Origin of the sequence: Marinobacterium profundum, from assembly GCF_001528745.1 — a bacterium.
Classification (GTDB): domain Bacteria; phylum Pseudomonadota; class Gammaproteobacteria; order Pseudomonadales; family Balneatricaceae; genus Marinobacterium_A; species Marinobacterium_A profundum.
The window spans coordinates 1-25,713 of the sequence record NZ_BCNS01000105.1; the positions used below are offsets into that span (position 1 = coordinate 1).

A 25,713-nucleotide genomic window follows, 5' to 3' on the forward strand; every position below is an offset into this window, starting at 1 on the left:
TATCAGCGGGGGACTGCGCTTACGATGAGGGTGTCCAGGTGGGGGTTCCCGCGCGCTAGGTCAGTCTGACCGATTGGGTGCTGGACCTGCTTGGTGCGCTTTTTGGTGTTGCTCTCTACCGTTACCTGTCCGCAGGCACGGAAAAAAGTTGCGGCTAGGAGGCTGTCCGAGAATGCTGGCCGTAGCGAGAGCCGACTGATTTGAGCGGGTTTTTGCGGTGTTTTAAGGCGAATAGTGGTTCTATTTAACGCAAAACAGCACAAAAAACAGCCAAACTCAGGTGGCTCGCAGTAGGTTGAGTATTGTCGGACAGCCTCCTAGGCACTGTGACGTTCGCTTTTTTGATCGTCGTTTTATAGCACTCTGACACTCATCGCTGGATTTCAGCACGCCGGAACCGGGTCCCCTGGTTCCGGCTTTTTTGTGCCTGTGTTTTATTACTGTAAGTGGCTCAGCGCGACAGCGCCTTGATAGCGCGCTCCAGTCCCTCCAGCGTCAGCGGGTACATCTGGCCGCCGAACTGCTGGTGGATCATCTGGGTTGAGCGGGTGTAGTTCCAGCTGGACTCCTGCATGGGGTTGAGCCAGATGCATTTTTCCCAGGTGTCCAGCACCCGCTGCAGCCAGGTCTGGCCGGCTTCCTCGTTCATGTGCTCGACGCTGCCAAAGCGCTCGCCCAGCTCGTAGGGCGACATGGCGGCATCGCCGACAAATATCACCCTATAGTCCCGTCCGTAGGTGTGCAGCAGGTCGAGGGTGGGGATGCGCTGCTCGAAACGGCGGCGATTGTCGCGCCAGACGCCTTCGTACAGGCAGTTGTGAAAGTAAAAGTACTCCAGGTGCTTGAACTCGCTGCGGGCGGCGGAAAACAGTTCTTCACAGGTGCGTATAAAGGGGTCCATCGAGCCGCCCACATCCAGAAACAGCAGTACCTTGGCGGCATTGTGCCGTTCGGGCACCATTTTCAGGTCCAGAAAACCTGCGTTGCGGGCGGTACAGCGGATAGTGTCGTCTAGGTCTAGCTGGTCGGCGGCGCCGGTGCGGGCAAATTTGCGCAGTTTGCGCAGCGCCACCTTGATATTGCGGGTGCCAAGTTCAAGGCTGTCATCCAGATTGCGAAACTGGCGCTCTTCCCACACTTTCACCGCACGCTTGTGACGCCCCGGGCCACCGATGCGAACCCCTTCTGGGTTGTAACCGCCGTGGCCAAAGGGGGAGGTGCCGCCGGTGCCGACCCACTTGCTGCCGCCGGCGTGGCGTTCGCCCTGTTCTTCGAGGCGCTGGCGCAGGGTGTCGAGCAGTTTATCCAGCCCGCCGAGCGCTTCGATCTGGGCCTTGTCGGCGTCGGACAGCTGGCGCAGAAAGTCGGCCTGCAGCCAGTGCTCGGGAATCAGCGCATCACGCAGGTCTTCACCGCTGGGCAGGCCGCCGAAATAGGCACCAAAGGCGCGGTCGAAGCGGTCGTAGTATTTTTCATCCTTCACCAGGCAGGCGCGGGCCAGCAGGTAAAAGTGATCTATATCACAGCAGGCCAGACGGGCATCCAGCGCCGCGAGCAGGTCGAGCAGCTCGCGCAGGCTGACCGGTATCTGGGCCTGGCGCAGGCGGGTAAAAAAGTCGATCAGCATTAGCGTGAACCGCGGCGTGCCATAAAGGCCAGGCGTTGCAGCATGTGCACATCCTGCTCGTTTTTCAGCAGGGCGCCGTAGAGTGGTGGCATGGCGCTGGAAGGGTCCTGTTCGGCCAGGGTTTTGGCGTCGATGCGGTCGGCCAGCAGCAGCTTGAGCCAGTCGATCAGCTCGGAGGTGGAGGGTTTCTTCTTCAGGTTGGGCACTTCACGCAACGCAAAGAAGATTTCCAGTGCTTCCCTGACCAGGCGCTGTTCGATGTCGGGGTAGTGGACGGCCACGATTTTTTGCAGGGTATCGCGATCGGGAAAGGCGATGTAATGGAAAAAGCAGCGGCGCAAAAAGGCGTCCGGCAGCTCCTTCTCGTTGTTGCTGGTAATGATTACTACCGGGCGTTTGGCGGCCTGAATACGCTGGCCGGTTTCGTAGACATCGAACTCCATCTTGTCGAGCTCGGTCAGCAGGTCATTGGGAAATTCTATATCGGCCTTGTCGATTTCATCGATCAGCAGCACGCATTTCTGTTCGGCCTCAAAGGCCTGCCAGAGCGTGCCCTTGCGAATGTAGTTGCCGATATCATGCACCCGCGCATCACCCAGTTGTGAGTCCCGCAGACGGGATACGGCGTCGTACTCGTAGAGTCCCTGCTGTGCCTTTGTGGTGGACTTGACGTGCCACCTCAGCAGCGGCATTTCCAGCGCACTGGCGACCTCTTCGGCCAGCAGTGTCTTGCCGGTGCCGGGTTCCCCCTTGATGAGCAGCGGGCGCTGCAGCGTTACCGCCGCATTGACGGCCATCTGCAAATCCCGGGTGGCGACATAGCGTTCCGTACCTTCGAATTTCATCTGTCCAAGTCCTCGATGCAAGCCGGGCGACAGACGCGGGCGCGGCGCTGCCTGTTGTCTGGCGCAAAAGACTCGAGTCTAGCAGAGCCCGCAGCGGCTCCGTAATGACGAGAACGGTCAGCGGATTGACTCAGGAGGCCAAGTGATTCGACGCATCTAAAAAGCGGACAATTTACGCGTCAGTAAATGCGGAAAAAATTTCCAGAAAGGAACGCATAACAGGCCCCATGGTTTCACCACGGCGCACGACCAGCGACAGTTCCAGTTCATGGCTGAATAGGGCCTCAGGGAGAGCGCGCATTTCACCGTTCTTGACCCAGTTGGCGGAGTAGCGCCTTGGCAGGTGGCCAATATAACGGCCGGACATAATCAGAAACGCCAGACCTTCAGACAGGTAGGAGGAGGCCGGTGGTGCGGGCAGCTGTTGTAACAGCTTGCTTTTGATGTCTGGCGAATAGCAGCCCTTGGCATAACCGGTGAGCTGCAGGTCATGCATACTGATGTTTTCTTTGGTGAACAGCGGGCTTTGATTACCGCAGTAAAGATCGATAACCACCGGGAAACTCACCAGTGCCCGCAGGGTCTGTTTGCTGTCTGGAAACAGGCCAATACCCAGGTGCAGGCCGCCGCTCATGAGCGCCTCTTCAATCTCATTGGAAGGCAGCACCTTGATGCTGATGTGCACATCCGGATGCTGCTCGGAAAAACGGTGAATCACTTCCGGCACCCGGGTGGAGGGTGACATTGTTGAGTTATCCAGGATGCCGATCTTGAGCTCCCCGGTAAACTTCCCCTTCAGACCGGCGACATTCGCATTAAAATGCTCCACTGCTTCAAACAGTTTCTGGGCCTGGTGATAGACTTCATGACCGTTTTCGGTTAACGAAAATCCACCCCGTCCACGGTTACAGAGCTTGAGCCCAAGCCGGGTTTCCAGATCCTGAATAGAGGTACTGATACTGGAGAGCGCGATGTTCAGCGGTTCCTGCGCCTGTGTAAGACCACCACTGTTGACGACGGTGATAAATACACTTAAAAGCCGGATATCAATATTGCTGGCTTTACCTATAGAGTAATCTTGTTTGCTATGCAAAGGCATATCACTCGCCCCATTATTTTAATTACTAAAACCTGTGAAGAGAATACCATTACGGCCTTGAATATCACGGTTTTATATTAAACGGCTGATTCGTGGCTGAACTCCATCTTACCAGTGCCGCCCGGTAGCCTGAACCTATTCTGCACCCCACCTATGGGTCATGGAGTAACCGCAGCACTTTGGACCCGGATACAAGCCCAGCTGTCAGCTGGCTGAATGACCCTCTGAATCGCGGTGTGGACAGCCATAGAGAGCAAGGGGGCGAGATAGCGGGCAGCCGCGGCTGTCTGGGCATCGGTGCTGCCATCGGTTACTTCGGTCATTCGTAAAGTAACATTTAGTTATTCGTGATTTTACTCATTCAGCATTTTTTCTAGACTGAGCACTCTGGTTTGTTTTAGGTCCATTCGTCCGGCGGGTCTTGTTTCAGAATGTTGATTTATTAGCCCCGCTGGATTTTTAACCGAACATCCAGAGCCTGTAAGAATTTAAAGCCGATGCTGATTTTTAATTCAGGGTCAGTTAGACAATATAATAATGAGGTCTATATGGCGAATTACGCGTTTATTAACGGCCAGGTGATAACCGTCGATCAGAGTGACCGTATCTGTCAGGCCGTGCTGGTCGAAGGGCAGCATATCAAGGCGGTCGGCACCAGCGCTGAAATTACGGCGCTGGTAAATGATTCGGTTGAAGTGATCGACCTGCAAGGCCGGACATTGATGCCGGGGTTTATCGATGCCCATAATCACCTCACTCACCAGGGCGCGGCCTTTGCCACCGTCGACTTTGGCTACCCTGCGGTGTCCTCCATCGCCGATTTGCGTGATGCGGTGGGTCATGCCGCTGAGAACTGCACGCCCGGTCAGTGGATTCGCGGCTGGGGCATGAACTACGAGAAATTCAGCGACGGCAGAATCCCCACACGCTGGGATCTGGATGACATCTCTTCCGATAATCCGGTGTGCATTGTTCACGTCAGTGGTCACAACGTTCTGGTCAACAGTGTCGCACTGGCGCTGGCCGGTGTGGATGACAATACGCCAGACCCCGCCGGCGGCATGTTTGTTCGCGATGAGCAGGGGCGCATCACGGGATATGTGTATGACAGCGCCCAGCAGCTGGTGATACCCACCAGTGTCAATGTCGGTCATCACGGGCCGGATATCGGCTACGACCTGCCACTGGAAGAGCTGGTGGATGATATAGACCGTGCCTGCAAAGCCTATCTGAAAGTCGGTATTACCTCGATTGTGGACCCGCAGGTTACCACCCGGGAAATGCCCGGTTATATGGAAGCGCGCAAGCAAAACAAACTGACCATCAAAACCACCTGCATGTACCTGTCCAATCATCAAGATGCGATCAACGAGCTGGGCATAACCGACCATATAGGTAATGACCTCTTGTCCATCGGGCCCATGAAATATTACTGCGACGGGGCTCTGATCGGCGGTACAGCGCTGTTTTACGCCGATGAGCCCCAGGGCGAGCAAGGCTGCAAATGCAACAAGAGCGCTGGCCGTGGTTATACCTACTGGCCGGATATTGAAGCCTTTAAGGAAGCTTTGATCGATACCCACAGGCGCGGCATGCAATTCGGTGTGCACACCCAGGGCGATATGGCGATGGACATAGTGCTGGATGCCATTGAAGAAGCCCACCGTCGCTTTCCGCGCTCAGACACGCGCCATCGTATCGAACACTGCCACGGCCCCTCCCGGGAGCAGGTTGCACGCATCAAGCGCCTTGGTGTGATTCCGGTTACACAGCCAGGCCAGCTTAACGAAACGGGTGATGACCTGACCCACATCTACGGCGAGCGCCGCGCCAAACGTTTCTGTCCATTGCGTGACATGCTGGACGAAGGCATACCAGCGGTGGTCAGTACTGACGCCTTCGTGCAGTCCTACAAGCCTTTTGATGCGATTAGCGCGGCGGTCAACCGGCGCAGCTTAACGGGCCGGGATATGGGCCAGGATCAGCGTATCAGCGTGCTCGAGGCGATTCGTGCCTACACCTGGAACGCTGCTTACTCCGTTTATCATGAGACCCGCAAGGGCTCGGTCGAAGTCGGAAAACTGGCTGACCTGGTGGTTATAGATGCGGATTTTCTATCCGTGCCGCTGGATGAAATTAGCCGTCAGCAGGTGCTGATGACACTGTCCAGCGGGGAGATCGTCTACCGGAAGTAGCTGTTTTTTGCCCAGTCAAAAAATAGCGACTGATAATAAATATAAGCAGGAGATTGACGATGGATAGCTCGATACAAAACCGCAGCAAAGGGGTACTCGGGGATTACGACAAGCCACTGTTCTGGTCCACGGCCGGCATCACTCTATTCATAGTGGGCTTGGGTGTGATCAGCCCTGTAACCCTGCAAGCCTACGCCAGTAATGCCCAGGCTTACCTGAGCCACCAGTTTGGCTGGGCATATATTGCGGCCCTGACGTCCTATGTCGGTATCGGTTTGTGGATTGGTTTCAGTCGCTATGGCGATCTGAAACTGGGCAGGAAGGAGGACACGCCGGAGTTCTCCACCTTCACCTGGGTCGCGATGCTGTTTAGCTGTGGGATCGGGGTCGGCTTCCTGCTCTGGGGCGTGGCCGAACCCTTGTACCACTATATGCAGACGCCCTATATGGCCGAGCCGGCCACGCCGGAAGCGATTCCGGTGGCGCTGCAGATTACCTCGCTGCACTGGGGGCTGCACAGCTGGATGGGGTATTGCATTGTTGGGCTGTGCATCGCTTTCCCGGCGTTCCGCTACGGCAAGCCGATGAACATCGGTATTGCCCTCTACGGCCTGCTGGGGGAGCGCACCGAAAACAGCATCTGGGCGCGCCTGCTGGATCTGGTCGGCGCTGTTGCCACCATCGGCGGTATCGCCACAGTGCTGGGTTTGGGTGTGATTTCCATCGACTATGGCGTTGGGCATATCTTCGGCATTGAGACCGGCAATACCGGCAAGATCATCATTATCACGCTACTGACCCTGGCCTACAGTCTGTCGGCCCTTTCAGGCCTGAAACGCGGTGTCGCCTTTCTGAGTACCCTGAATGTGGTCGTCGTGATCGCCTTCGGTATCTTTATACTGGTGACCGGAGATACCAATACCCTGATGCGTTATTTTGTTACCGATATCGGTAACTACCTGGGCAATTTACTGCCCATGGCCTTCTGGACTGACCCGCAGCAGCAGAGCGACTGGATCAACTGGTGGACAATTTTCTACTGGCTGATTGTGATTTCCTGGTCTCCCTTTGTCGGTGGCTTTGTTGCGCGCATATCCCGCGGTCGCACGCTGCGTGAGTTCATCATGTTTGCCGTCCTGACTCCGACCCTTTGCTCCATGCTGTGGTTCTCGGTCATAGGCGGCTCCGCCATCGCCCTCGAAGCTGCGGGCGACATCAGGATCTTCGACGCTGTGCAAGCCAACGTCGGCTCGGGCATCTACGTACTGCTGGACAGCTTCCCCATGAGTGATGTCCTCAGCCTGGTGGTGTTCTGCAGCATGATTATCTTCCTGATCACCTCGGCCGACTCGGCGTGCTTCTTCGTCGCAATGCAGATGTCTAAAGGCGCCTATGAACCCAGCTTTGGCATGAAAGCTACCTGGGGGCTGTTTACCGGCCTGCTGGCGATAGTGCTGCTGCTCAGCGGCGGATTGAAAGCGGTGCAGGCGGCCTCCATCATCGCCGGCAGCCCCTTCGCCATCGGCATCGGCTTTATGGTCTGGTCGCTGCTGCGCTCACTGAAGCTGGAGTACGCCAAAGACCTCCTGGAGGAGGCAGGGCAAGAGGTTCCTCAGCAGCAAAGACGTGAGGAAAGTGCGGAAGACTTCTCATCGGTGAGCGGGCTGGCCTATAGAACAGCCGACTAAACAGGATTCAAAAAAACTGCACCAAGTACCTGACCGGCCGGGGCTTGCGTTTGAACGCTGCCCCGGCCGTCAGCCGTTAGTCGTGGGTCAGGCGTGGTCCTGCAGGATCAACTCGGCGCCTTTCTCCGCCACCATCATGGTCGGCGCATTGAGGTTGCCGGAGGTGATGTTGGGGAAGATGGAGGCATCGATTACGCGCAGTCCGTCAACGCCGTGCACGCGCAGGCGGGCATCCACCACGGCGGTTTCGGCGTCCGGACCCATGGTGCAGGAGCCGCACAGGTGGTAGATGGAACCGCCTTTTTCGCGGAAGTACTGCAGCATGCTGGCCTCGTCGTGCACGCTGTCTGCGGGCAGAACTTCCTCCTCGGTGATGGCTTGTAGCGCCGGCGCCCCCATGATCTTGCGGATCAGCCTGTTGCCCTGAATCACTTCGCGAATATCTTTCTCGGTGGACAGGCAGTTCGGCTTGATCAGGGCCGCATCCTGCGGATTGTTCGACGCAATTTCGATCTGACCCTTGCTGCTGGGGCGGCATGAATTGAATGCCACCAGGAATCCTGAGTAAGGCTCCGGCATCATCTTGGCATTGGGGTCATTCGGGATCTGATACGACATCGGGTTGAAGTACAGCTGAATGTTCGGCAGGGGCTCGTTGTCGTCACCCCTGAAGAAGCCGCCAGACTGGTTGACGCTCATGCTCAGAGGCCCGGTACGATTGATCAGATACTGGATGCCCGCTTTTGCCTGCCCCCAGTACGACAGAAATTCGTCGTTAAGGGTTTTCATGTTGGCGCGGTAATAGTAACTGACACAGAGGTGATCCTGCAGGTTCTGACCCACGGCGGGCAGATGTCTGCGCACGGGAATCTGGTGCCTGTCCAGCAGAGCGCTGTCGCCGATCCCGGACAGCTGCAGTAGCTTGGGCGAGTCCACCGCGCCTGCTGCCAGGATGACCTCCCGCCGGGCCTGGATAGTTTCCACAGTGTCGCCGCTGCGCACCTCTACGGCGATCGCACGGTTGTTCTCGTCCAGCAGCACCTTCTGCGCCATGCTGACCCGCTTGATGTGCAGGTTCGAACGCTTGAGCGCAGGCTTCAGGTAGGCGGTATTGCTGGAATCGCGCTGGCCGTCGCGAATATTGGCTTCGTAGATGCCGGCGCCTTCGAGCGTTTCGCCGTTGAAATCGTCGTTCAGCGTGTAGCCCAGCTGTTGGGCGCCTTTCAGATAATGCTGGCAGATCGGGTGGGCGCCGTCCTTCATCGGGGTAATACCGATCAGGCCCTTGCTGGAATGGTGCTCCGTATCGCCGGCCGGGTGTTGCTCCAGCATTTTGAAGTAGGGCAGTACGTCCTTGTAGGACCAGCCGGCATTGCCAGCCGCGGCCCAGTCATCGAAGTCCGCCGCCTGGCCGCGCACGTAGATCATGGCATTGATCGAGCCGGAGCCGCCCTGCACCTTGCCGCGCGGAGCGTAGAGCTTGCGCCCGGCCATGCCTTCCTCTTCCTCGCTGTAATACATGTAGTTGTATTGCGGGTTGTAGTAGGTCTTGGCGAAGCCGACTGGAAGCTTGATCCAGGGGGAGCTGTCCTTGCCGCCCGCCTCAAGCAGCAGCACGCTGTGCTGCCCTGATTCGCTGAGGCGGTGGGCCAGGATACAGCCGGCAGAGCCGGCGCCTACGATAATGAAATCGTATTCCATACTTAGCGCTCCGGCTGTGCCTTCCATTCGGTGGACGACTGCTCTTTATAGTCGTAGGGTCTGGGGTCCATGCTCAGGTGCAGTGCCTTGCCGGTATAGGGCGAGTGCGCTTTCACCACATCCATGTTTAGCTCAATACCCAGTCCCGGCTTGTCGGATGGAATGATATAGCCGTCTTTCCACTCGATTTTCTGTTGCAGCACATCGGCATGAAAACCATCCCAGGTACCTATGCTTTCCTGAATCAGGAAGTTCGGGGTGGCCGTGGCCAGCTGGATGCTGGCGGCTGCGCCGACCGGGCCGTTGTAGAGGTGCGGCGCTATCTGGGCGTAGTACGCCTCGGCGATGCCGGCTATCTTCTTGGCCTCCAGGATACCGCCGACGCGGCCCAGGTTCATCTGCAGGATAGAGGCTGCGCCGTTTTTCAGCAGGTCATGGAACTCGTACTTGGTCGTCAGGCGCTCGCCTGCGGCCACCGGAATGCTGGTGTTCTGCGCCACGCGGGACATGGCTTCGCTCTGGCCCGGCGGCACCGGCTCCTCGAACCACATCGGATCGAACGGCTCCAGACGTTTTGCCAGGCGAATGGCCGAGGCCGGCGTCATCTGACCGTGGGTGCCGAACAGCAGATCACAGCTGTTACCGACGGCTTCGCGAATGCGCCGGCAAAAGGTTTCGCTCTTGTCCATGGCTTCCAGCGACAGCATATGCCCGGAGTAGGCGCTGTAGGGGCCGGCCGGATCGAACTTCAGCGCGGTGAAGCCGCGCTCCCTGTTCTCCAGCGCGCACTCGACGGCCAGTTCGACATTGTCGTAGTTGTAGTCACCGTTCCTGTCTTTGGGGTACAGGTAGGTGTAGCAGCGCAGCTTGTCGTGTACCTTGCCGCCGATCAGTTCATACACGGGTTTGCCGGCGGCTTTGCCGATAATGTCCCAGCAGGCCATTTCCAGGCCGCTGACGATGCCCATCATGGTCAGGTCAGGTCGTTGGGTGAAACCGCTGGAGTAGGCTTCGCGGAAGAAACGCTCGATATGATGAGGATCCTTGCCCTGCAGGCAGCGCTCAAATACATCGTCGATGGCCGGTGTCATCACCTTGGGATGAAAGGTGGCCGCGTACACCTCGCCAATGCCTTCGATACTGCAGTCGGTTTTCAGACTGACGAAGATCCAGTACATGCCGCCCACATGCGGGGGCGGTGTTGCGACGACATAGGTTTCACAAGATACAACTTTCATCATGATGCCTTTTTCTTAGCGGTCATAGTTTTCAGTTTCAGGACGGCCAGGGTGCCGATGACACCCATAGCCGCAATGTAGCCAAAGTACAGCTGGTAGACGGTGACGCCCTCATAGCGGGCGGCGATAAAGCCATTGATCTGTGGCAGGAAAATATCCGGGGTGTAGGCAATCAGGGAGACGATGCCGATGGCCAGGCCGGTGACGTGCAGAGGGATATTGCAGCCATCCAGAATGGACCAGTACAGGCCGCGGATGGCGTAGGTCAGTACGCCAATGAGCAGTACGATCGCCAGCAGGAGGTAGATGCTACCCAGCTGCGGGAACAGGATCAGGAATACCAGCCCCAGCGAGGCACCCAGCAGGGCGATGGCCAGAATGTTTTCCTTGCCGTAGCGGTCGCCGAGGATGCCGGCGCCAATGCCGCCGATCGGTCGCATCCAGAGTTTGGCCACGGTGATGAAGCCGGCGGTGACGGCGGTTATTTCGTAGCCGTCCTGCATAAAGGCGGAGAAGGAATAGGTCGCCCAGAACAGCTGGTAGCCGCAGAATATAACGATGGCCACCATCCAGAGTTCAGGAATGGAGGCAAGGAATTTGAGATCGCGCAACAGATTGCCACGGCCTTCACTGCTGACCTTTTCCTCGGCAGCAGTGCCTCCGCGGATAAACAGGAACGTCATCAGGCCGATGCCGATACAGGTGAAGGAGTACATGTAAATCACCTGCTTCAGTGCCAGCGTATTACTCAGGTTATTGGTTTCTATGGCATAGGCAAAGATGCTGATGGCGATGGTGGCCAATACGGCTTCAACCAGTCCGCGGCCACCGTCGAGGATGCCGAAAAATCGCCCCTGCTCATCTTTCTGCGCCAGCATCTTTACGCCCTTGAGCATGGATGCCCAGAAGGTCAGGCCGGCGGCTATACCCCAGGCCATGAAGATGTAAACCAGTACGTCTTTTGAGGGAATGGTGGCAAACCAGAGTCCCAGTGCGCCTGTGCCTATCATGGAAACAGTGACCAGCAGGCGTGGCGAGATTCTGTCCGCCAGCCAGCCGCTTGGCAGGTAGCAGATGAAGTACATGACACCGAGCATGGAGTAATAGTTACCCAGCTCCGAAGGCGTGATCTGGAAGGCTTCGAGAATGGATGTTTCGAAGTTTTGTCGCAGGTAGAGCAACGGATAAATGGCACCGGCTGCCAGCAGCAGCAGGCTGAACTGAAAATAGCGTTTGAGATCTATTTTCGTCCCGGCAGACGCGGGGGACTGGGTGAGAGTATTGGCCATGTAATTGTTATTCCTGTGACACATTGTTTGTTGTTGTTGGTATCACGCCGGCGCAAATATGGCCGTGAATGGCGCATTGCGTCAGACTTGCGGGCATTGATCCGGCGGGCTAATGGATGGCGCAGGTGTTCGCCACCATTGGCAGCAGGCCAAAGGCTGAGCCACAAACCTCGGCAGCTGTGCGCACAGATGACGGTGTTGCAGCGCTGATAGACAACCCGGCAGGAACGCCGGGCTGTCCTTCGGGTTAGTAGTTGAGTACGACCAGGCGGGTCTGGATAAATTCCAGCATGCCGTGTTTGCCATCGTCACCGCCAAGGCCAGAACGCTTCCAGCCGGCGTGGTAGCCTTGGTACGGATCGGCCGGCGTACGGTTGATATAGATCTCGCCGGCTTCGATGTTGTTGGCAACCTTCATCGCCGTGCGGTAGTTCTCGGTGTAGATCACGGAGGCCAGTCCGAACTGGTGGTCATTGGCCAGCGCCAGCGCCTCATCGGCATCGCGGTACTTGAGTACCGGCAGCACAGGCCCAAAGATCTCTTCCTGGACGATCTCCATATCCTGGCGGCAGTGGGTCAGCAGTGTCGGTGGATAGAAGTGTCCAGGGCCTTCCGGGATATAGCCACCCACTTCCAGCTTGGCGCCGTCATCGATCGCACGCTCCACCATCTGGTGAATATTCAGGCGTGCATTTTCATTGATCAGCGGCCCCATAAAACTTGGATTCAGGGCGCGGTCACCGAATTGACGCTCGGCCAGGTTGGCGCGCAGCAGCTCAACAAACTGCTCATACACCGCCTCATGCACATAGACGCGTTCAATTGCGGTGCAGAGCTGGCCACAGTTGGTGGTCTTGGACGCGACTATTTCACGGGCGGCCTTTTCAAGGTCGGCATCGGCTTCGACAATGGCGGGGGATTTCCCTCCCAGTTCCAGCGACGACTTGGCGATATTGACCTGGGAGTATTCCAGCACCTTGCGGCCGGCGCCCACACTGCCGGTGAGGGTGATCATGCCGACTTTCGGGTGGGTGCAAACGGTCTCTGCTGTGGCGTGGTCCATGGTCAGGATGTTCACTACGCCGGCCGGCATGCCGGAGTCCTGTACCGCTTTGGCGATTTCAAATGCAGAGCAGGGCGTGTTGTTGCTCGGGCGTACCACCACGGCGTTACCGGTGATCAGGGCCGGCGCGATCTTGCGCAGCAGCGTGTACACCGGGTAGTTGAACGGAATCAGGCAGGCCACGACACCGATCGGCTCGCGCTGCAGCAGCAGGCTTTCGCAGGGGGTGTCGCTGGGGATGATTTCACCTTCGATACGGCGTGCCCATTCGGCGTGGTAGCGCGTGATTTCGGCGGCGTACACCGCTTCATTGGTGGCGTCCTCCAGGCTTTTTCCTGACTCATCTGCCAGAGCGCGGCCAATGGCGTCCTTTCGTGCCACCAAAGCATCGGCGAGTTTGTGCATGTAACCGGCCCGTTCGATGCTGGTCAGCTGGCGCCAGCCTTTCTGGGCGGCAGCGGCAATGGCAACGGCATCAATGGCCTCGTCAGCGGTGGCGGCCTGAACCTGCCCGACAACAGTGTTATCTACCGGGTTATAGACCGAAATCATCGCGCCTTTGTTGGAGCTTACAAACTGGTTGTTAACGAAGTTCTTGTCGATACGCATGACAGCTTCCTTGGTGTTGTTGAGCGCATCCTAGGGTCTGCCAATAAGCCTGTCAAATAAATTCCACAGGAAAAATATTATTTCCATATATGGAAATAATAGGGTAATTTCCTCTGAAGCTTTATGTTTCAAGGCCTTGTCCGGCAGTTCTGTCTGGAAGCCGGCCGCAGCGTTTGAACCGGGCCTTCGTTATCAGGTAGTGTTCACGCAGGCTTGAATAAAGCGCGCGCAGGGGATTGATGGCACTGGCTGCCCGATTGCGGGCAAATGAAAATTTTTCAGCGACGCGGGCACGCCTGGCTGTCAGATGGCACTCGGCGAGCGCCAGGCAGCAATAACGGCCATATTCGGCCGTTTTATTCTATATATGAAAATCAGGGGTGGAGATGGTACCGATTAAAGAAAAATCCAAGGCTCCGGCGATCGACAGCAGTGTGCTGATCCTGGACCTGCTGGCGTCTTCGGCCTATCCCCTGGCGTTGTCCGAGATCTGCGAGCAGACCGGTATTGCTGCCGCCAGCGGACATCGCATTATCAATGCACTGCTGGATCACCAGCTGGTGGCGCTGGACCCGAGCCGCAAGAAATCCTACTGCATCGGCTCGCGCATATTTCAGATCGCCTCCACCATCTACAACAAGCAAAGCATTATTCCGTTCTTCTATCCCATTGCCGAGATTCTCAAGAACGAAATTCACAAGTCGATCTTTCTCTGCGTACCGGTGGGCAACAAGGTTGTGGTGGTTTCCAAGGTGGAATCCTCGCTGAACAATGCGTTCAATATTCATATCGGCCAGACCATGCCGTTGCACCAGGCGGCGGCCGGAAAGGCCATTCTGTCCATGCGTTCGGATGACTTTCAGCGCAGCTATTTTAAGGGGGAGGAGAGAACCAACCCGGCTATCGAACAAAGTCTGCCGCAGATAGGCGATGACCTTTCCCGCGCCAAGCGTCTGGGCTATGCGGTGACCCACGGCGAGATCGACAGCCAGGTCAGCTGCATTGCAGCCCCCATCCTGAACCTGAGAAACGAGCCGGTTGCGGCGATTAGTGCTGCCATTAATGGCGAACTTTTGAATGCGCAGGATGCGCGAACCTATTCGAAGAACCTGGTGCAGGCCGCGCGCCAGCTATCGTCCCGCATCGTCTGATTGCTTCGGGTCTTGCTTGATGGCTTGTGCGACGGCCTGGGGGGCAGGTTGAACCGCAGCCTGCAGGGCTGGCAACCTGATGGCAAGGCTTGGAAGGGCGCAGGCGAGCGGGAGCCCGCCTGCGGTTGCTGGGTTGGGTGCTTTAGCTTGGCAGGTACTCACTGGCCCAGCCGAGGCTGGCAATGTTGCGCTCAAGCATCGACTCGATTTCGTCTGCGCTGTAGCCGGCAGCGGCCAGCACTTCCCGAGTGGAATGACCCCAGCGCTCCGGCAGGCTGGCGGCCTTGATGCTGGCCTCGCTTGGGCGGATCGCCAGGTGGTCGATCTGGGTCAGGCAGTGGCCACTGGGATGATCGCGGTGGATCGAGAAGGCGAAGCTGCCCTTATCGATGCCCACGCTACCATCACCGTCACGGCTGTACTGCTCGCGCAGGGACTCAATGGACTGCGGAACCGCGGCGGCGATGTCGGCCGTCTGCAGCATGTCTGCCCAGTAGGCGGCAGGTGCGGCTTGCAGCGCCGTCTTCAGAAATTCGCCGATGTTCGTTGCATTGCCTATGCCGGTCAGGCCTTCAATCTGTTCCAGTCGTGCCAGCTCAGAGTCCTTCGAGTCGAGGTAGATCCAGCCATCGGCGGCCTGGTAGAAGTGCGACAGGGCATTATGGCCCAGTACTTCGCGGCCTGAGGGCTCGTTGAAGGGTGCACGCCCCTCGTAGTCAAAGGCAAACGACAGCTGCGCCAGGTTAGTGATGGCCGACAGCGAGGTGCGTGAGCGGGTCGGCTGGCCGGTTCTGAGCTTGTGGTAAATCGATACTGCCATGCCCAGGCCCGCGGCGAAGCCGCAGTTGACGTCCAGGGTGCCGAGGTGGGCGTGCTCTTCCGGCGTCTGGGGGCCACCGAAACGGCTCATGATGCCGCTGTGGGCCTGGATGATGTCATCGTAGCCAATGTAATTGCTCTTGGGTCCGGGCAGCGGGCCGCCGAGGCAGTCCAGACGGCAGAAGAGTACGCCGGGGTTCACCGCCTGCAGGCTGTCGTTGTCCAGCCCCAGGGCCTTGAGCTGACGTTCCGGCGCATTGATGACCACCATGTCGACCGAGCGCACCAGGCGGTTGAACACCTCGCGGCCTTCGTCACTCATGATATCGACCAGCGCACTTTGCTTGCCCATGCCGGTCTGGAAGGTGAACAGAGTGCCGATCAGCGGGTCGTACAGCGGCTTGACCGGATCAAGCTTGATCACCTCGGCGCCAAATCGGGCCAGGAAGGCGGTGGAGTGGGGACCGGCGATGACGTTGGTCAGGTCGAGCACACGAAAGCCCTCGAGCCAGCCGGTATTGGTGGCGGGCGCGATGGCGCTGCCGACCGGGCGGGTCAGGGTTTCTGCGCTCGCCACTGCATGCAGCTCGGCCAGGGCCTGCTCGAAGCTGACATTTCTGCGTGGACGCGGCTTGACCATCTGCGCTGCGTTTTCTTCCAGCCAGGCGAAGGGTCCTGGCTGCTTCATCAGGCCGTATTCGGGATCCATGACCTCAACAATCAGGCCGGCGGCGTTGGTGTGTTCATGGTTGACCCACTCTTGAGTCGTGCGGTGGGGTGCACCGGGAATCTGGCCTTCGCCGAAGATCTGTCCCCATTCCTCGGAGGTTTTGGTCAGGAAGGCCTGCTTCATTTTGGCGGAGATTATATTGGCCCATTTCTTGGGCAGCGGGTAGACGCCGATGGAGGTCTCGCCGTCCCACTGGCTGATCGGGGCATGCAGATCCTGCACTTCGGGCAAGCCTTCGGCGACCAGTTCGTCATAGATGCCCAATACTGTCAGGGCGCGCTTGGCATGGTTGCGGTGCGACGGGCAGACGCAATAGAACATGCGGCCGTCCGCGCACAGGTAGGTGCGGTAGAAGGGATCCAGGTATTCCTGCAGATCGTCGTAGCTCAGATCCATGGCAATGTTGTTGGCCTTGCGGTACTCGATTTCCAGCTCGCGCATGGTCTTGTAGCGCTCGGGCAGGCCTTCGATCACGTAGGAGTTGTACGACAGCCCCTCCATCAGGGCGGAAATGACCGGCACTTCGATGGCATCGCCGCGGCCGCTGCGCTCGCGAGCCTGCAGCGCCAGGACAACGGACGCCGCCGCCAGAGTGGTGGCATAGGCAGAGCCCAAAGGCAGCGGCGAGAAGCTTGGATTCAGGCCCAGCAGTACGCGGTTAAAACCCATGTCGGTGAAGGCGCCGGCGGTGGCGGCAACCACTGTCTCGCTGGCTTTCCACTCGCGGCGCAATGTATCGTTGCTGGCAAAACCGGGTACCGAAAGGGTGATCAGTTCCGGTCGTGCTTCGCGCAGCTGGGCAAAGTCGACCCCCAGGCGCTGCATGACGCCGGGCCTGAAGCTCTCGATGACAATATCAGCCTGTGCAATCAGCGCCAGTGCCTGTTCCAGCCCGCTGCCGGTTTTCAAATCCAGCTGCAGGCAGCTCTTGTTGCGGTTCAGCACGGCATTGGCCGGATGATCCCACTGAGGCCCGCCGGGAGGGTCTATATGCACAACAGTGGCGCCCAGATCTCCCAGTGTCATGGCAACCGCGGGGCCTGCAATCTGCTGGCCGAAGTCAATGACACGAACACCCGCCAGTGGCAGTTGATTATTATTGTGCATGTCTATTCATCCTTAGCGAGAGGAAATTACCTGGCTTTTTTCTGGGCCGGTATTCGGGTTTAAGTAAATTTGTTTTTAATATTCTAAAAGAGTCTGGCTGGAAATCAGTCAGGCGGAATATTTAGATTAAATGAATGCTGCCTTGCTACGGTTCGAATACTAAAAATCTGCAGTCCCGTTCACCAGCAATAAAAAATGACCCTGAGGCCTCGTTTTTTTTATAAGTGTTTGTGAACGCTCATTCCGGAACTTGTCGTGCAGAATGTCCGCCATCGTTATGCAGGTTTTCTACGTATATGGGCGTTTCGGGCAGATTGCTTTGCCAAGCCTGCCATAAATTTTTTGTGGTCTCAGGGTGTTTTTATATTGCTTTTAAAAATTGCTCCGAATCCTGACAATGGCCCTCGTGTCGGTGATGGCAGCTCACTATGGGTATTTAATCTGTTTCAGTTAATGCTTTTCGAAAAGGTTTCGGGTAGTAAAAAATGTAACTATTTTTATGCATAAGATGAGTTGCCGTATTAATCAAACCTGATTCGATAATTTAAAATCGAATTAAATAATAAAGAAGACCTTCACCATGAATAATAAATACAACAACGACATGCCGGTGGTGCATGGCGCGGTTAACAACGGCCAGGTTTCCGACTTCGCGGTCTCTCGCCGCTTGCCCAGGGGTGTCTTATGAGCAGCGTAGATTCTGCAATCCCGCATAGCAGAGCGCCGGCGGCGGGTCATCCGGTCATGGTGGTGGGCGCCGCCGTACTGGTGCTGGCCTTTGTCCTGTTTACGGTCATGAATGCCGAATACGCGGCCACTTTGTTCAACGGCGCCAAAAGCTTTATCGCCTCGGATCTGGCCTGGTACTACATCGGCGTCGTGAGTTTCTGCCTGTTTCTATCCGTCTGGCTGATTTTCAGCCGTTACGGTGATATCCGCCTGGGCAAGGACAGCGATAGGCCGGAGTTCAGCAACTTTTCCTGGTTTTCCATGCTATTCGGCGCAGGTATTGGTATTGGTATCCTGTTCTGGAGTATTGCCGAACCTATCTATCATCTGCAGGGCACGCCCTTTATCACCGAGGCGCAGCAGGGCACGGTCGCAGGCGCCCAGGTGGCGATGCGTGTGTCCATCTTCCACTGGGGCCTGCATGGCTGGGGACTCTTTGCCGTTACCGGGCTGGCGCTGGCCTACTTTGCCTACCGCAAGGGATTGCCGCTGTCGATTCGCTCCAGCCTTTATCCGATCTTTGGCGAAAAGATCTATGGCCCCGTTGGCCACGCAGCGGACCTGCTGGCGGTATTCGGCACAGTCTTTGGCATAGCGACATCCCTGGGCCTTGGCGCTCAGCAGATGAATGCAGGCCTGGCGCAGCTGCTGGATATTGAGGTATCGATCAGCAACCAGGTGATTCTGATTGCGGTGATTTCGGTGATCGCCACGGCTTCGGTGCTGTCGGGCATCAACAAGGGCATTCGCATACTAAGCGAGTGGAACATGCATCTGACGGTGCTGATTCTGGGCTGCTTTCTCGTCTTTGGGCCCACCGCCTATCTGCTGGGCGCCTTCGTCACCAACACCGGTGACTACCTGGTGCACGCCGTTGAACTCGGTTTCTGGGTGGATCCTGATCCCAAGGGGCAGTGGCAGGGCTGGTGGACCATTTTTTACTGGGGCTGGTGGATTGCCTGGGCACCCTTTTGCGGCATCTTCATTGCCCGTATATCCAGGGGGCGCACGTTGCGCGAATTCGTACTGGGTGTGCTGGTTGCGCCCCCTGTGCTGGCAGCCTTCTGGATCACGGTGTTCGGCAATACCGCCATGTATATCGAGCTTTTCGGTGAGGGTGGTCTGGTGGCTGCGGTGAATGAAGATGTAACCAGTTCGCTGTTCAAAACCATGGAGCTGATGCACATGGGATCCCTGGTGACGCTGCTGATGACCATTGTCTGTGTGGTGATGCTGGTGACTTACTTTGTGACCTCGGCGGACTCCGCCACCCTGGTGATCTGCACTTTGGTGTGCATGGGGAACGACAACCCGCCGGCCCGGTACCGGGTGTTCTGGGGATTGGCAATAGGTGCAGTCGCGGCCGTGTTGCTGTTCGCAGGCGGGCTCCAGGCGCTGCAAACCGCCTCTATAGTCGCGGCCTTGCCTTTCTCGGTGGTGCTGTTGCTGGCCATCTATGGTCTGCTCAAGTCACTGCGTGAAGAGAAAGCCGCGGCATCCATTGCCAGGCACAGCGCGCTGCACCGCAGGGTAGAACTGCCTGGTAGTGAAGAGCCCGCGGCCGCTGTGCGCTGAGTACTAAAGCAGAATCCTTTTAACCCTTCGCAAGGCCACCAGAGTGCAGCGTTCGCGCTGTACGGCCTTGCGACGCCCTGATCCTAGAATTTGGAGTCGCCATGTCTACTCAAATAATACTGCCGCGCATCCTGCAGGTCGGCGCCGGCGCCAGCGAAGAGATCCCCAACATCCTCACCAGCCTGACCTGTTCCAGGCCCCTGATTGTAACGGACAAGATGATGGTGGAGCTGGGCTATGCCAGCCGCATCCAGAGCAGCCTCAGTGCCCACGGCATCTATGCCGATGTATTCGACAATACGGTGCCGGAACCCACGGTAGCCTCCATTCAGGCCGGCGTTGAGCAGGCCCGCAACGGCGACTATGACTGCATCATCGCCCTGGGCGGCGGTAGCCCCATCGACAGCGCCAAGGCCATTGCGATACTGGCCAAACACGGCGGCCAGATGCGTGACTACAAGTTCCCGCGCATAGTGCTGGAAGCCGGACTGCCCATTATCGCCGTACCTACAACCGCAGGCACTGGCTCTGAAGTCACCCGGGTCACCATCATTACCGATGAAACCAGCGACGAGAAAATGCTCTGTGTCGGTATCGGCTTTATGCCGCTGGCGGCCCTGATCGATTACAACCTGACCTTGAGCGTACCGCCGCGCACCACGGCGGATACCGGTATTGATGCGCTTACCCATGCCATTGAAGCCTATGTCAGCAAGAAGGCCAGCCTGTACTCCGACAGCCAGGCACTGGCGGCCATGAGCCTGCTGGCCCCCAATCTGCGTCGGGCCTATCACAATGGCGGCGACCGCGAAGCGCGCGAAGCCATGATGCTGGGCTCGACTCTGGCCGGAGTGGCATTCTCCAACGCCTCAGTGGCACTGGTGCACGGCATGAGCCGACCCATAGGCGCTGCCTTTCATGTGCCCCACGGATTATCAAACGCCATGCTGCTGCCCTGCGTCACGGCCTGGTCTATTCCGGCCGCGCCCGAACGCTATGCCGATTGCGCCAGGGCCATGGGCATCGCCACCTTGCAGGACAGCGACGCCCAGGCGAATCAGAAACTGCTGGATGAACTGCACGCCCTGAATGACGAGCTGCGGGTACCCAGTCCGGCGCAGTTTGGCATCGATCGGCAGGCTTTCTTCGACCTGCTGCCGGTGATGGCGGAGCAGGCGCTGGCATCCGGTTCGCCGGGCAACAATCCAAGGGTGCCGAACCTGGCTGAAATTACCGAGCTGTACCAGCAGCTCTGGTAAGCCCGCCGAATACCCCATTCCAATTAACGACATCCGTTGCGCGCCCCTGGGCGCCGCGGGCTTAACCTTGAGGGCAGGAATAATGCAAACACTGGGACATTTGATCAACGGCCAGATGCTGGCAGACGATAAGCGCCGCCAGGCCATATTTAATCCGGCGACAGGCGAGGCCAGCCGTGAGCTGGTGCTGGCATCGCGGGAAACCACTGAGCAGGCCATAGCCGCAGCCGAGGCGGCCTTTCCGGCATGGCGTGATACGCCGCCGCTCAAGCGTGCGCGCGTCATGTTCCGCTTCAAGGAGTTGCTGGAGCAGAACGCCGACAAGATTGCGGCCCTGATCGGTGAAGAGCACGGCAAGATCAGCCATGACGCCCTGGGCGAGCTGCAGCGCGGCATCGAAAATGTTGAATATGCCTGTGGCGCACCTGAACTGCTCAAGGGTGAACACAGCAAGAACGTAGGCCCCAATATTGATTCCTGGAGCGAGTTCCAGCCCCTGGGTGTAGTGGCCGGCATTACGCCGTTCAACTTCCCGGTGATGGTGCCGCTGTGGATGATGCCCATGGCACTGGTGTGCGGTAACTGCTTTGTGCTCAAGCCGTCGGAGCGTGACCCGTCCTCGACTCTCTATATTGCCCAGCTGCTGCAGGAAGCCGGCTTGCCGGATGGCGTGCTGAATGTGGTCAATGGTGACAAGGAAGCGGTGGATACGCTGTTGACGGATAGCCGGGTCAAGGCGGTGAGCTTTGTCGGCTCAACGCCCATTGCCGAGTATATATATGCCACGGCTACGGCGCATGGCAAGCGCTGCCAGGCACTGGGCGGCGCCAAAAACCACGCCATCGTTATGCCCGATGCGGATATGGATAATGCCGTGAATCAGCTTCTGGGTGCGGCCTTCGGTTCCTCCGGTGAGCGCTGCATGGCGCTGTCGGTAGCGGTCGCCGTGGGTGATGCTGCAGCCGACAGCCTGATTGAAAAAATGCGTGTTGCCATGGCCAAGCTCAAGGTTGGGGCCTGTAACGACAGCAGCAATGATTTCGGTCCGGTGATTAGCCGCCAGCACCAGGAAAAGGTCGTCGGCTATATCAACAGCGCCGAAGCCCAGGGTGCCAAAATCGTTGTTGATGGGCGTGATGTCACAGTGCCAGGTTACGAGAATGGATTCTTTGTCGGCGGCACCCTGATCGATCAGGTTACGCCGGACATGCAGAGTTATCAGGAGGAAATCTTCGGCCCGGTACTGCAGGTGATGCGCGTTAACAGCATGCAGGAAGCCATGGATCTGATTAATGCCCATGAATACGGCAACGGCACCTGTATCTTTACCCGAGACGGCGAGGCGGCACGCTACTTCAGCGATAATATCCAGGTGGGCATGGTGGGTATCAACGTACCGCTGCCGGTGCCGGTGGCTTACCATAGCTTCGGCGGCTGGAAGCGCTCCCTGTTTGGGGACCTGCATGCTTATGGTCCCGATGCCGTGCGCTTTTACACTAAGCGCAAGACTATCACCCAGCGCTGGCCCTCCGCCGGTGTACGCGAAGGGGCGCAGTTTGCCTTCCCGTCCTGATGTGTAATTGATAGCGCCGCCGCCGGTGGCGCTTTCTAACTGACAGCTTCGGTGGCTGGAAGCGCTCCCTGTTTGGGGACCTGCATGCCTCTTTAGAGAACGGCAGGGCCCCGGATGCGGTGCGCTTTTACACTAAGCGCAAGACTATCACCCAGCGCTGGCCGTCCGCCGGTGTACGCGAAGGCGCGCAGTTTGCCTTCCCGTCCTGAGGTGAAATAGATAGCGCCGCCGCCGGTGGCGCTTTTACACCAGGCGCAAGACCATGCTGTTAAGCCACGCGCTGGCCGAGTGCCGGTGTGCGTGAAGGTGCGCAGTTCGCGTTTCCGTCCTGAGGTGAAGGATGGTTTGGATGCGGTGCGCTTTACACCAGGCGCAAAACCATGCTGTTAAGCCACGCGCTGGCCGTCCGCCGGCGTACGCGAAGGGGCGCAGTTTGCCTTCCCGTCCTGAGTTCGTCTAACGGGCCATGCGTTTGACGCCAATGCAATGCTACACCCCGGGTCGCCCTGGCCCGGGGTGTACGGCGTTGCGGGCGTCGTATCGAGGATAGTATTGGTGGCTGTTTTCAGTAACACTCAGGCGCAAAACAAGAAGACTTCAGAGCACTGCCCATGAACAAAAAACGACTGCCGCCGCTGAACTGGCTGAGGTCCTTCGAGGCCTCTGCTCGTCACCTCAGTTTCACCCTGGCGGCGGCCGAATTGAACCTTACCCAGGCGGCCATCAGCCAGCAGGTCAAGGGACTTGAAGGCCAGCTGGGCATGGCGCTGTTCAAGCGTTTGCCGCGCGGGCTTGAGTTAACGGACTCCGGTCGCGCTTATCTGCCGCCGGTGCGGGATTCCATCGAGCGTCTGGCCGCCGTGACCGATGAAATCTTCGGTCAGGGGCGCGCCAAGTCGCTTACCATCAAGGTTAATCTGGTTTTTTTCACCCTCTGGCTGGCGCCAAGACTGGAGCGTTTTCGCGCTTTGCACCCCGACGTCGGGCTGCGTTTCAGCAGTAATATCTGGGTCGACGAAACCAAGTGGGATGCGGATCTGGAGATCCGTTATGGCGAAGGGGTATGGCCGGGCCTTAGCGCCGACCGCCTGACCTGGGATGAACTGGTGCCTGTCTGCAGTCCGCAGCTGCTGGATGCCAAGGCGCCGCCGCTGTCACCGCTGGATCTGTCCGAACAGACGCTGCTGCACGTGATCGGCTACAAGGAAGGCTGGAGTTACTGGCTGAATCAGACCGGATTCGGGCAGGCGGATACCACCCCTGGTATTCAGTTCGATACGCTGATTTCTGCGCTGGAAATGGCCACACGCGGCCATGGCATTGCCCTGGGGCGCAGCTCTCTGGTGGCGGAGATGATCGATAGTGGCCGCCTGATTGCACCTTTCCCGCAGCGGGTGACAACCCTGGAGTCTTTCCATCTGACCTATCCGTCGCACCAGTACCTGCACCCCCATGCCGAGGCGTTTCGCAGCTGGATCGTGAGCGAGGCGCAGCAGGCCTCCGAGGCCAGTGTAGCTAAAGACAAGGCTGGCTGAATGGGTCGAGCCTTCAGGTACCGGAGGCTTTGCAGCTAGAGTACTTTCAACTTACCTCGACCCATTGCGATAGTTGAGACGAGATTAAGATGACCGTGTTGGAGCCTGTGCAGGCTGGGGTATCGGAGCGGTTTGATGGTGCGTGTTGCGCCTTGCTGGCGCGTTACTTTCTTTGCTCGTGCAAAGAAAGTAACCAAAGAAAGCACGCCCCAATGACGCCTTTTCGCTGCGCTCTGAGCTCCTGCGGCGGGCTCCGCTGAAGGTACATCCTTGTACCTCATCGGAGGCGCAACAGTCCCTGTTGCGCCCCTTCGGGCCAATTCGCCGCATGACCTCAGTGCTCGCCGGCTTCACAAGGGGGAACAAGAGCCGCTCTGATGTTTCGGTGACAGTAGGCAACTAGAGCATGTTCATCTTACCTTGGCCCATATCCGGCCCCGAAGCAAGGAAGCACTCAAAGCAACCTCGATCGACAGATAAGTGTTTCGTGAAAATGCTCTAATTCCAGACTTGGGGACCCCACCGATATGGCAGAACGGCTCCCATCCCCTTCAGCAGCCGACGAGCACCGGGATTATGTTCCGATCAGACCCGAAGGGGTGAGGCAGGGACTGCCGAGCCGCCGATTGGGGACATGGATGTCCCCTTAGCGGCGTCCGGGACATCATTCCGGCGCGCAGTGCAGCCGAAGGCCGGCTGATGGGGGCTGTACTTTCTTTGCACACTTTCTTTGCACGAGCAAAGAAAGTGTGTCGCCGACAGGCGAAATACGGGCTCGAAAAAATCAGCGGAGCTTCCGCGCTGCTAGCGCACTTTCAACTTACATCGACCCATATCCGGCCACCTCGAAGTAAGGATGCACTCACAGCAACCTTGATCGACAGGTAAGTGTTTCGTGAAAATGCTCTAGGCGGTCTCGCGCTGTTGTGTCTGGTCCAGCATAAACAGGCCCATTCTGATACCTGCCAGTATGCAGCCGACGGTCAGAAAGCCTGCCGGCGAGAGCGCAGGCAGAGCCAGCAACAATTGGGAATCGTTGCCGCCCATCGCCAGCGCCGCGCCTATGCCCATCAGAGTACCGGCGATAAAGTGCAGCAATAGCGGGCCTGTGCTGGCTGGCCGCAGCTGCAGTTTATTCAGGCGGCGGGCGGCCACAGACATGCCGAACAACAGGGCCAGTACCAGCGCGTATCGAGCTAGCCTGGGAGTCTGACGCCCGTCCGGATCCATCAGTGCCGCAACCTGATCCTGCAGCAGGCCGCTGGGGGACCACCCCGGTTCGTACAAAAACAAAATCCCGGACAGCAGGCCGATTCCCATCATGCCGAGCCAGAGGTTTCTGCGCAGCGGGTTACCCAGTAACGCCCAAAGCGCCAGTGCGCAGGTCATGGCCGCCAGAATTGCGAAGGCACCGGGCCCCGGCCCCGGCAGCATCGTGACCTCCAGGTTCGGCTGCCAATAGGCCAGGGTACACCAGCCTGCGACCCAGCCCAGGGGAGTGGTCAGCATCTGCAGTTCTCCGCTGGCCAGTCGGCTCAGGGTGGAGATACTGCAACCCTGGTTGAGCGCCGTACCCAGTCCGAACAAGAGTCCGCCAACGGCAAACCAGGGCCCCGGCTCGAACACGAGAAAAGGGATCGCAGTCCCAAGGTGCTGGGAAGCCACAGCGACGGCCCATACCAGCACGCCGCAGCAAAGGATCGACAGCATCACCTCGGGGCGGCCCTGGGACCATTCCCTGACACCGCGCACCATGCACAGCCCCGTGGTTTGCGTCATATATCCCAGAATAGCGACCAGTAACACTGCACCTGTCAGCAACAGCATGGTTATATCCTCTCAGGTGTGAAGCCCGGAGATAGTGCCGACTGATCCGGGCGG

At 58.1% G+C, this 25,713-nt stretch carries 16 protein-coding genes and 1 pseudogene; 8 read left to right on the top strand and 9 right to left on the bottom strand.

The window, feature by feature from the left end; genetic code table 11:
• Positions 1 to 451 precede the first annotated feature (451 nt).
• The 3 genes from MPRO_RS10565 to MPRO_RS10575 all read right to left on the bottom strand — a co-directional run bounded on the left by MPRO_RS10565 (position 452) and on the right by MPRO_RS10575 (position 3,565).
• On the bottom strand, positions 452 to 1,627 hold the full coding sequence (locus tag MPRO_RS10565; protein WP_067291613.1) for a vWA domain-containing protein: 1,176 nt from the start codon (positions 1,625 to 1,627) through the stop codon (positions 452 to 454).
• Positions 1,627 to 2,472, bottom strand: coding sequence for an AAA family ATPase (locus tag MPRO_RS10570; protein WP_067291617.1), 846 nt, complete (start codon positions 2,470 to 2,472; stop codon positions 1,627 to 1,629). Before MPRO_RS10570 ends, MPRO_RS10565 begins: the two co-directional genes overlap by 1 nt.
• Positions 2,473 to 2,644: 172 nt before the next feature.
• Positions 2,645 to 3,565 carry a LysR family transcriptional regulator gene (locus MPRO_RS10575; RefSeq protein WP_158651791.1) on the bottom strand — a complete coding sequence of 307 codons (921 nt, stop codon included), beginning with the start codon at positions 3,563 to 3,565 and terminating at the stop codon, positions 2,645 to 2,647.
• Positions 3,566 to 4,119: 554 nt separating this feature from the next.
• On the opposite strand from MPRO_RS10575, the gene MPRO_RS10580 reads away from it, so the two are divergent.
• Together MPRO_RS10580 and MPRO_RS10585 are read left to right on the top strand one after the other, a co-directional pair.
• On the top strand, positions 4,120 to 5,766 hold the full coding sequence (locus tag MPRO_RS10580; protein ID WP_067291624.1) for an amidohydrolase: 1,647 nt from the start codon (positions 4,120 to 4,122) through the stop codon (positions 5,764 to 5,766).
• Between the two features lie 59 nt (positions 5,767 to 5,825).
• Positions 5,826 to 7,454, top strand: a complete 1,629-nt coding sequence (locus MPRO_RS10585; protein ID WP_067291627.1) for a BCCT family transporter — start codon at positions 5,826 to 5,828, stop codon at positions 7,452 to 7,454.
• A gap of 87 nt (positions 7,455 to 7,541) precedes the next feature.
• Here MPRO_RS10585 and MPRO_RS10590 read toward each other — a convergent pair whose 3' ends face one another.
• From MPRO_RS10590 to aldA, 4 genes are all read right to left on the bottom strand, one after another.
• Complete coding sequence (locus tag MPRO_RS10590; protein WP_067291630.1) at positions 7,542 to 9,155, bottom strand: GMC family oxidoreductase; 1,614 nt, start codon at positions 9,153 to 9,155, stop codon at positions 7,542 to 7,544.
• A 2-nt stretch (positions 9,156 to 9,157) separates the two neighbouring features.
• Positions 9,158 to 10,396, bottom strand: a complete 1,239-nt coding sequence (locus tag MPRO_RS10595) for a mandelate racemase/muconate lactonizing enzyme family protein (RefSeq protein ID WP_245635073.1) — start codon at positions 10,394 to 10,396, stop codon at positions 9,158 to 9,160.
• Entirely contained in the window at positions 10,393 to 11,682 is a 1,290-nt protein-coding gene (locus MPRO_RS10600) for an MFS transporter (protein ID WP_067291637.1), read from the bottom strand. The genes MPRO_RS10595 and MPRO_RS10600 overlap by 4 nt, the downstream gene beginning before the upstream one ends.
• A gap of 247 nt (positions 11,683 to 11,929) precedes the next feature.
• Positions 11,930 to 13,354 (bottom strand): aldehyde dehydrogenase, encoded by a 1,425-nt coding sequence (aldA, locus tag MPRO_RS10605; protein WP_067291639.1) that lies wholly within the window; start codon positions 13,352 to 13,354, stop codon positions 11,930 to 11,932.
• A 386-nt stretch (positions 13,355 to 13,740) separates the two neighbouring features.
• On the opposite strand from aldA, the gene MPRO_RS10610 reads away from it, so the two are divergent.
• Positions 13,741 to 14,505, top strand: coding sequence for an IclR family transcriptional regulator (locus tag MPRO_RS10610; RefSeq protein ID WP_067291644.1), 765 nt, complete (start codon positions 13,741 to 13,743; stop codon positions 14,503 to 14,505).
• Positions 14,506 to 14,647: 142 nt separating this feature from the next.
• On the opposite strand, the gene MPRO_RS10615 is transcribed toward MPRO_RS10610, so the two are convergent.
• On the bottom strand, positions 14,648 to 17,161 hold the full coding sequence (locus MPRO_RS10615) for a CoA transferase (RefSeq protein WP_067291647.1): 2,514 nt from the start codon (positions 17,159 to 17,161) through the stop codon (positions 14,648 to 14,650).
• A gap of 684 nt (positions 17,162 to 17,845) precedes the next feature.
• On the opposite strand from MPRO_RS10615, the gene MPRO_RS10620 reads away from it, so the two are divergent.
• The 5 genes and pseudogenes from MPRO_RS10620 to gcvA all read left to right on the top strand — a co-directional run bounded on the left by MPRO_RS10620 (position 17,846) and on the right by gcvA (position 23,832).
• Positions 17,846 to 19,465, top strand: coding sequence for a BCCT family transporter (locus MPRO_RS10620; RefSeq protein WP_216821286.1), 1,620 nt, complete (start codon positions 17,846 to 17,848; stop codon positions 19,463 to 19,465).
• A gap of 101 nt (positions 19,466 to 19,566) precedes the next feature.
• The gene (locus MPRO_RS10625; RefSeq protein WP_067291650.1) at positions 19,567 to 20,724 is read left to right on the top strand and encodes an iron-containing alcohol dehydrogenase; all 1,158 of its coding nucleotides are present in this window, start codon (positions 19,567 to 19,569) and stop codon (positions 20,722 to 20,724) included.
• A gap of 82 nt (positions 20,725 to 20,806) precedes the next feature.
• Positions 20,807 to 22,297 carry a CoA-acylating methylmalonate-semialdehyde dehydrogenase gene (locus MPRO_RS10630; protein WP_067291654.1) on the top strand — a complete coding sequence of 497 codons (1,491 nt, stop codon included), beginning with the start codon at positions 20,807 to 20,809 and terminating at the stop codon, positions 22,295 to 22,297.
• 44 nt (positions 22,298 to 22,341) lie between these two features.
• Positions 22,342 to 22,506 (top strand): annotated as a pseudogene (locus MPRO_RS26325) (methylmalonate-semialdehyde dehydrogenase (CoA acylating)); the annotation flags it as partial.
• Between the two features lie 402 nt (positions 22,507 to 22,908).
• Positions 22,909 to 23,832, top strand: a complete 924-nt coding sequence (gene gcvA, locus MPRO_RS10635) for a transcriptional regulator GcvA (protein ID WP_067291656.1) — start codon at positions 22,909 to 22,911, stop codon at positions 23,830 to 23,832.
• Positions 23,833 to 24,738: 906 nt separating this feature from the next.
• On the opposite strand, the gene MPRO_RS10640 is transcribed toward gcvA, so the two are convergent.
• Positions 24,739 to 25,659, bottom strand: coding sequence for a YeeE/YedE thiosulfate transporter family protein (locus MPRO_RS10640; protein ID WP_067291659.1), 921 nt, complete (start codon positions 25,657 to 25,659; stop codon positions 24,739 to 24,741).
• Between the last annotated feature and the right edge of the window lie 54 nt (positions 25,660 to 25,713).

Coding starts and splice junctions, on each gene's coding strand:
- MPRO_RS10590 (WP_067291630.1), bottom strand. CDS start 9,155: ATGGAATACGATTTCATTATCGTAGGCGCCGGCTCTGCCGGCTGTATC.
- gcvA (WP_067291656.1), top strand. CDS start 22,909: ATGAACAAAAAACGACTGCCGCCGCTGAACTGGCTGAGGTCCTTCGAG.
- MPRO_RS10570 (WP_067291617.1), bottom strand. CDS start 2,472: ATGAAATTCGAAGGTACGGAACGCTATGTCGCCACCCGGGATTTGCAG.
- MPRO_RS10640 (WP_067291659.1), bottom strand. CDS start 25,659: ATGCTGTTGCTGACAGGTGCAGTGTTACTGGTCGCTATTCTGGGATAT.
- MPRO_RS10600 (WP_067291637.1), bottom strand. CDS start 11,682: ATGGCCAATACTCTCACCCAGTCCCCCGCGTCTGCCGGGACGAAAATA.
- MPRO_RS10620 (WP_216821286.1), top strand. CDS start 17,846: ATGAGCAGCGTAGATTCTGCAATCCCGCATAGCAGAGCGCCGGCGGCG.
- MPRO_RS10585 (WP_067291627.1), top strand. CDS start 5,826: ATGGATAGCTCGATACAAAACCGCAGCAAAGGGGTACTCGGGGATTAC.
- MPRO_RS10630 (WP_067291654.1), top strand. CDS start 20,807: ATGCAAACACTGGGACATTTGATCAACGGCCAGATGCTGGCAGACGAT.
- MPRO_RS10615 (WP_067291647.1), bottom strand. CDS start 17,161: ATGCACAATAATAATCAACTGCCACTGGCGGGTGTTCGTGTCATTGAC.
- MPRO_RS10595 (WP_245635073.1), bottom strand. CDS start 10,396: ATGATGAAAGTTGTATCTTGTGAAACCTATGTCGTCGCAACACCGCCC.
- MPRO_RS10565 (WP_067291613.1), bottom strand. CDS start 1,627: ATGCTGATCGACTTTTTTACCCGCCTGCGCCAGGCCCAGATACCGGTC.
- MPRO_RS10610 (WP_067291644.1), top strand. CDS start 13,741: ATGGTACCGATTAAAGAAAAATCCAAGGCTCCGGCGATCGACAGCAGT.
- MPRO_RS10625 (WP_067291650.1), top strand. CDS start 19,567: ATGTCTACTCAAATAATACTGCCGCGCATCCTGCAGGTCGGCGCCGGC.
- MPRO_RS10580 (WP_067291624.1), top strand. CDS start 4,120: ATGGCGAATTACGCGTTTATTAACGGCCAGGTGATAACCGTCGATCAG.
- aldA (WP_067291639.1), bottom strand. CDS start 13,354: ATGCGTATCGACAAGAACTTCGTTAACAACCAGTTTGTAAGCTCCAAC.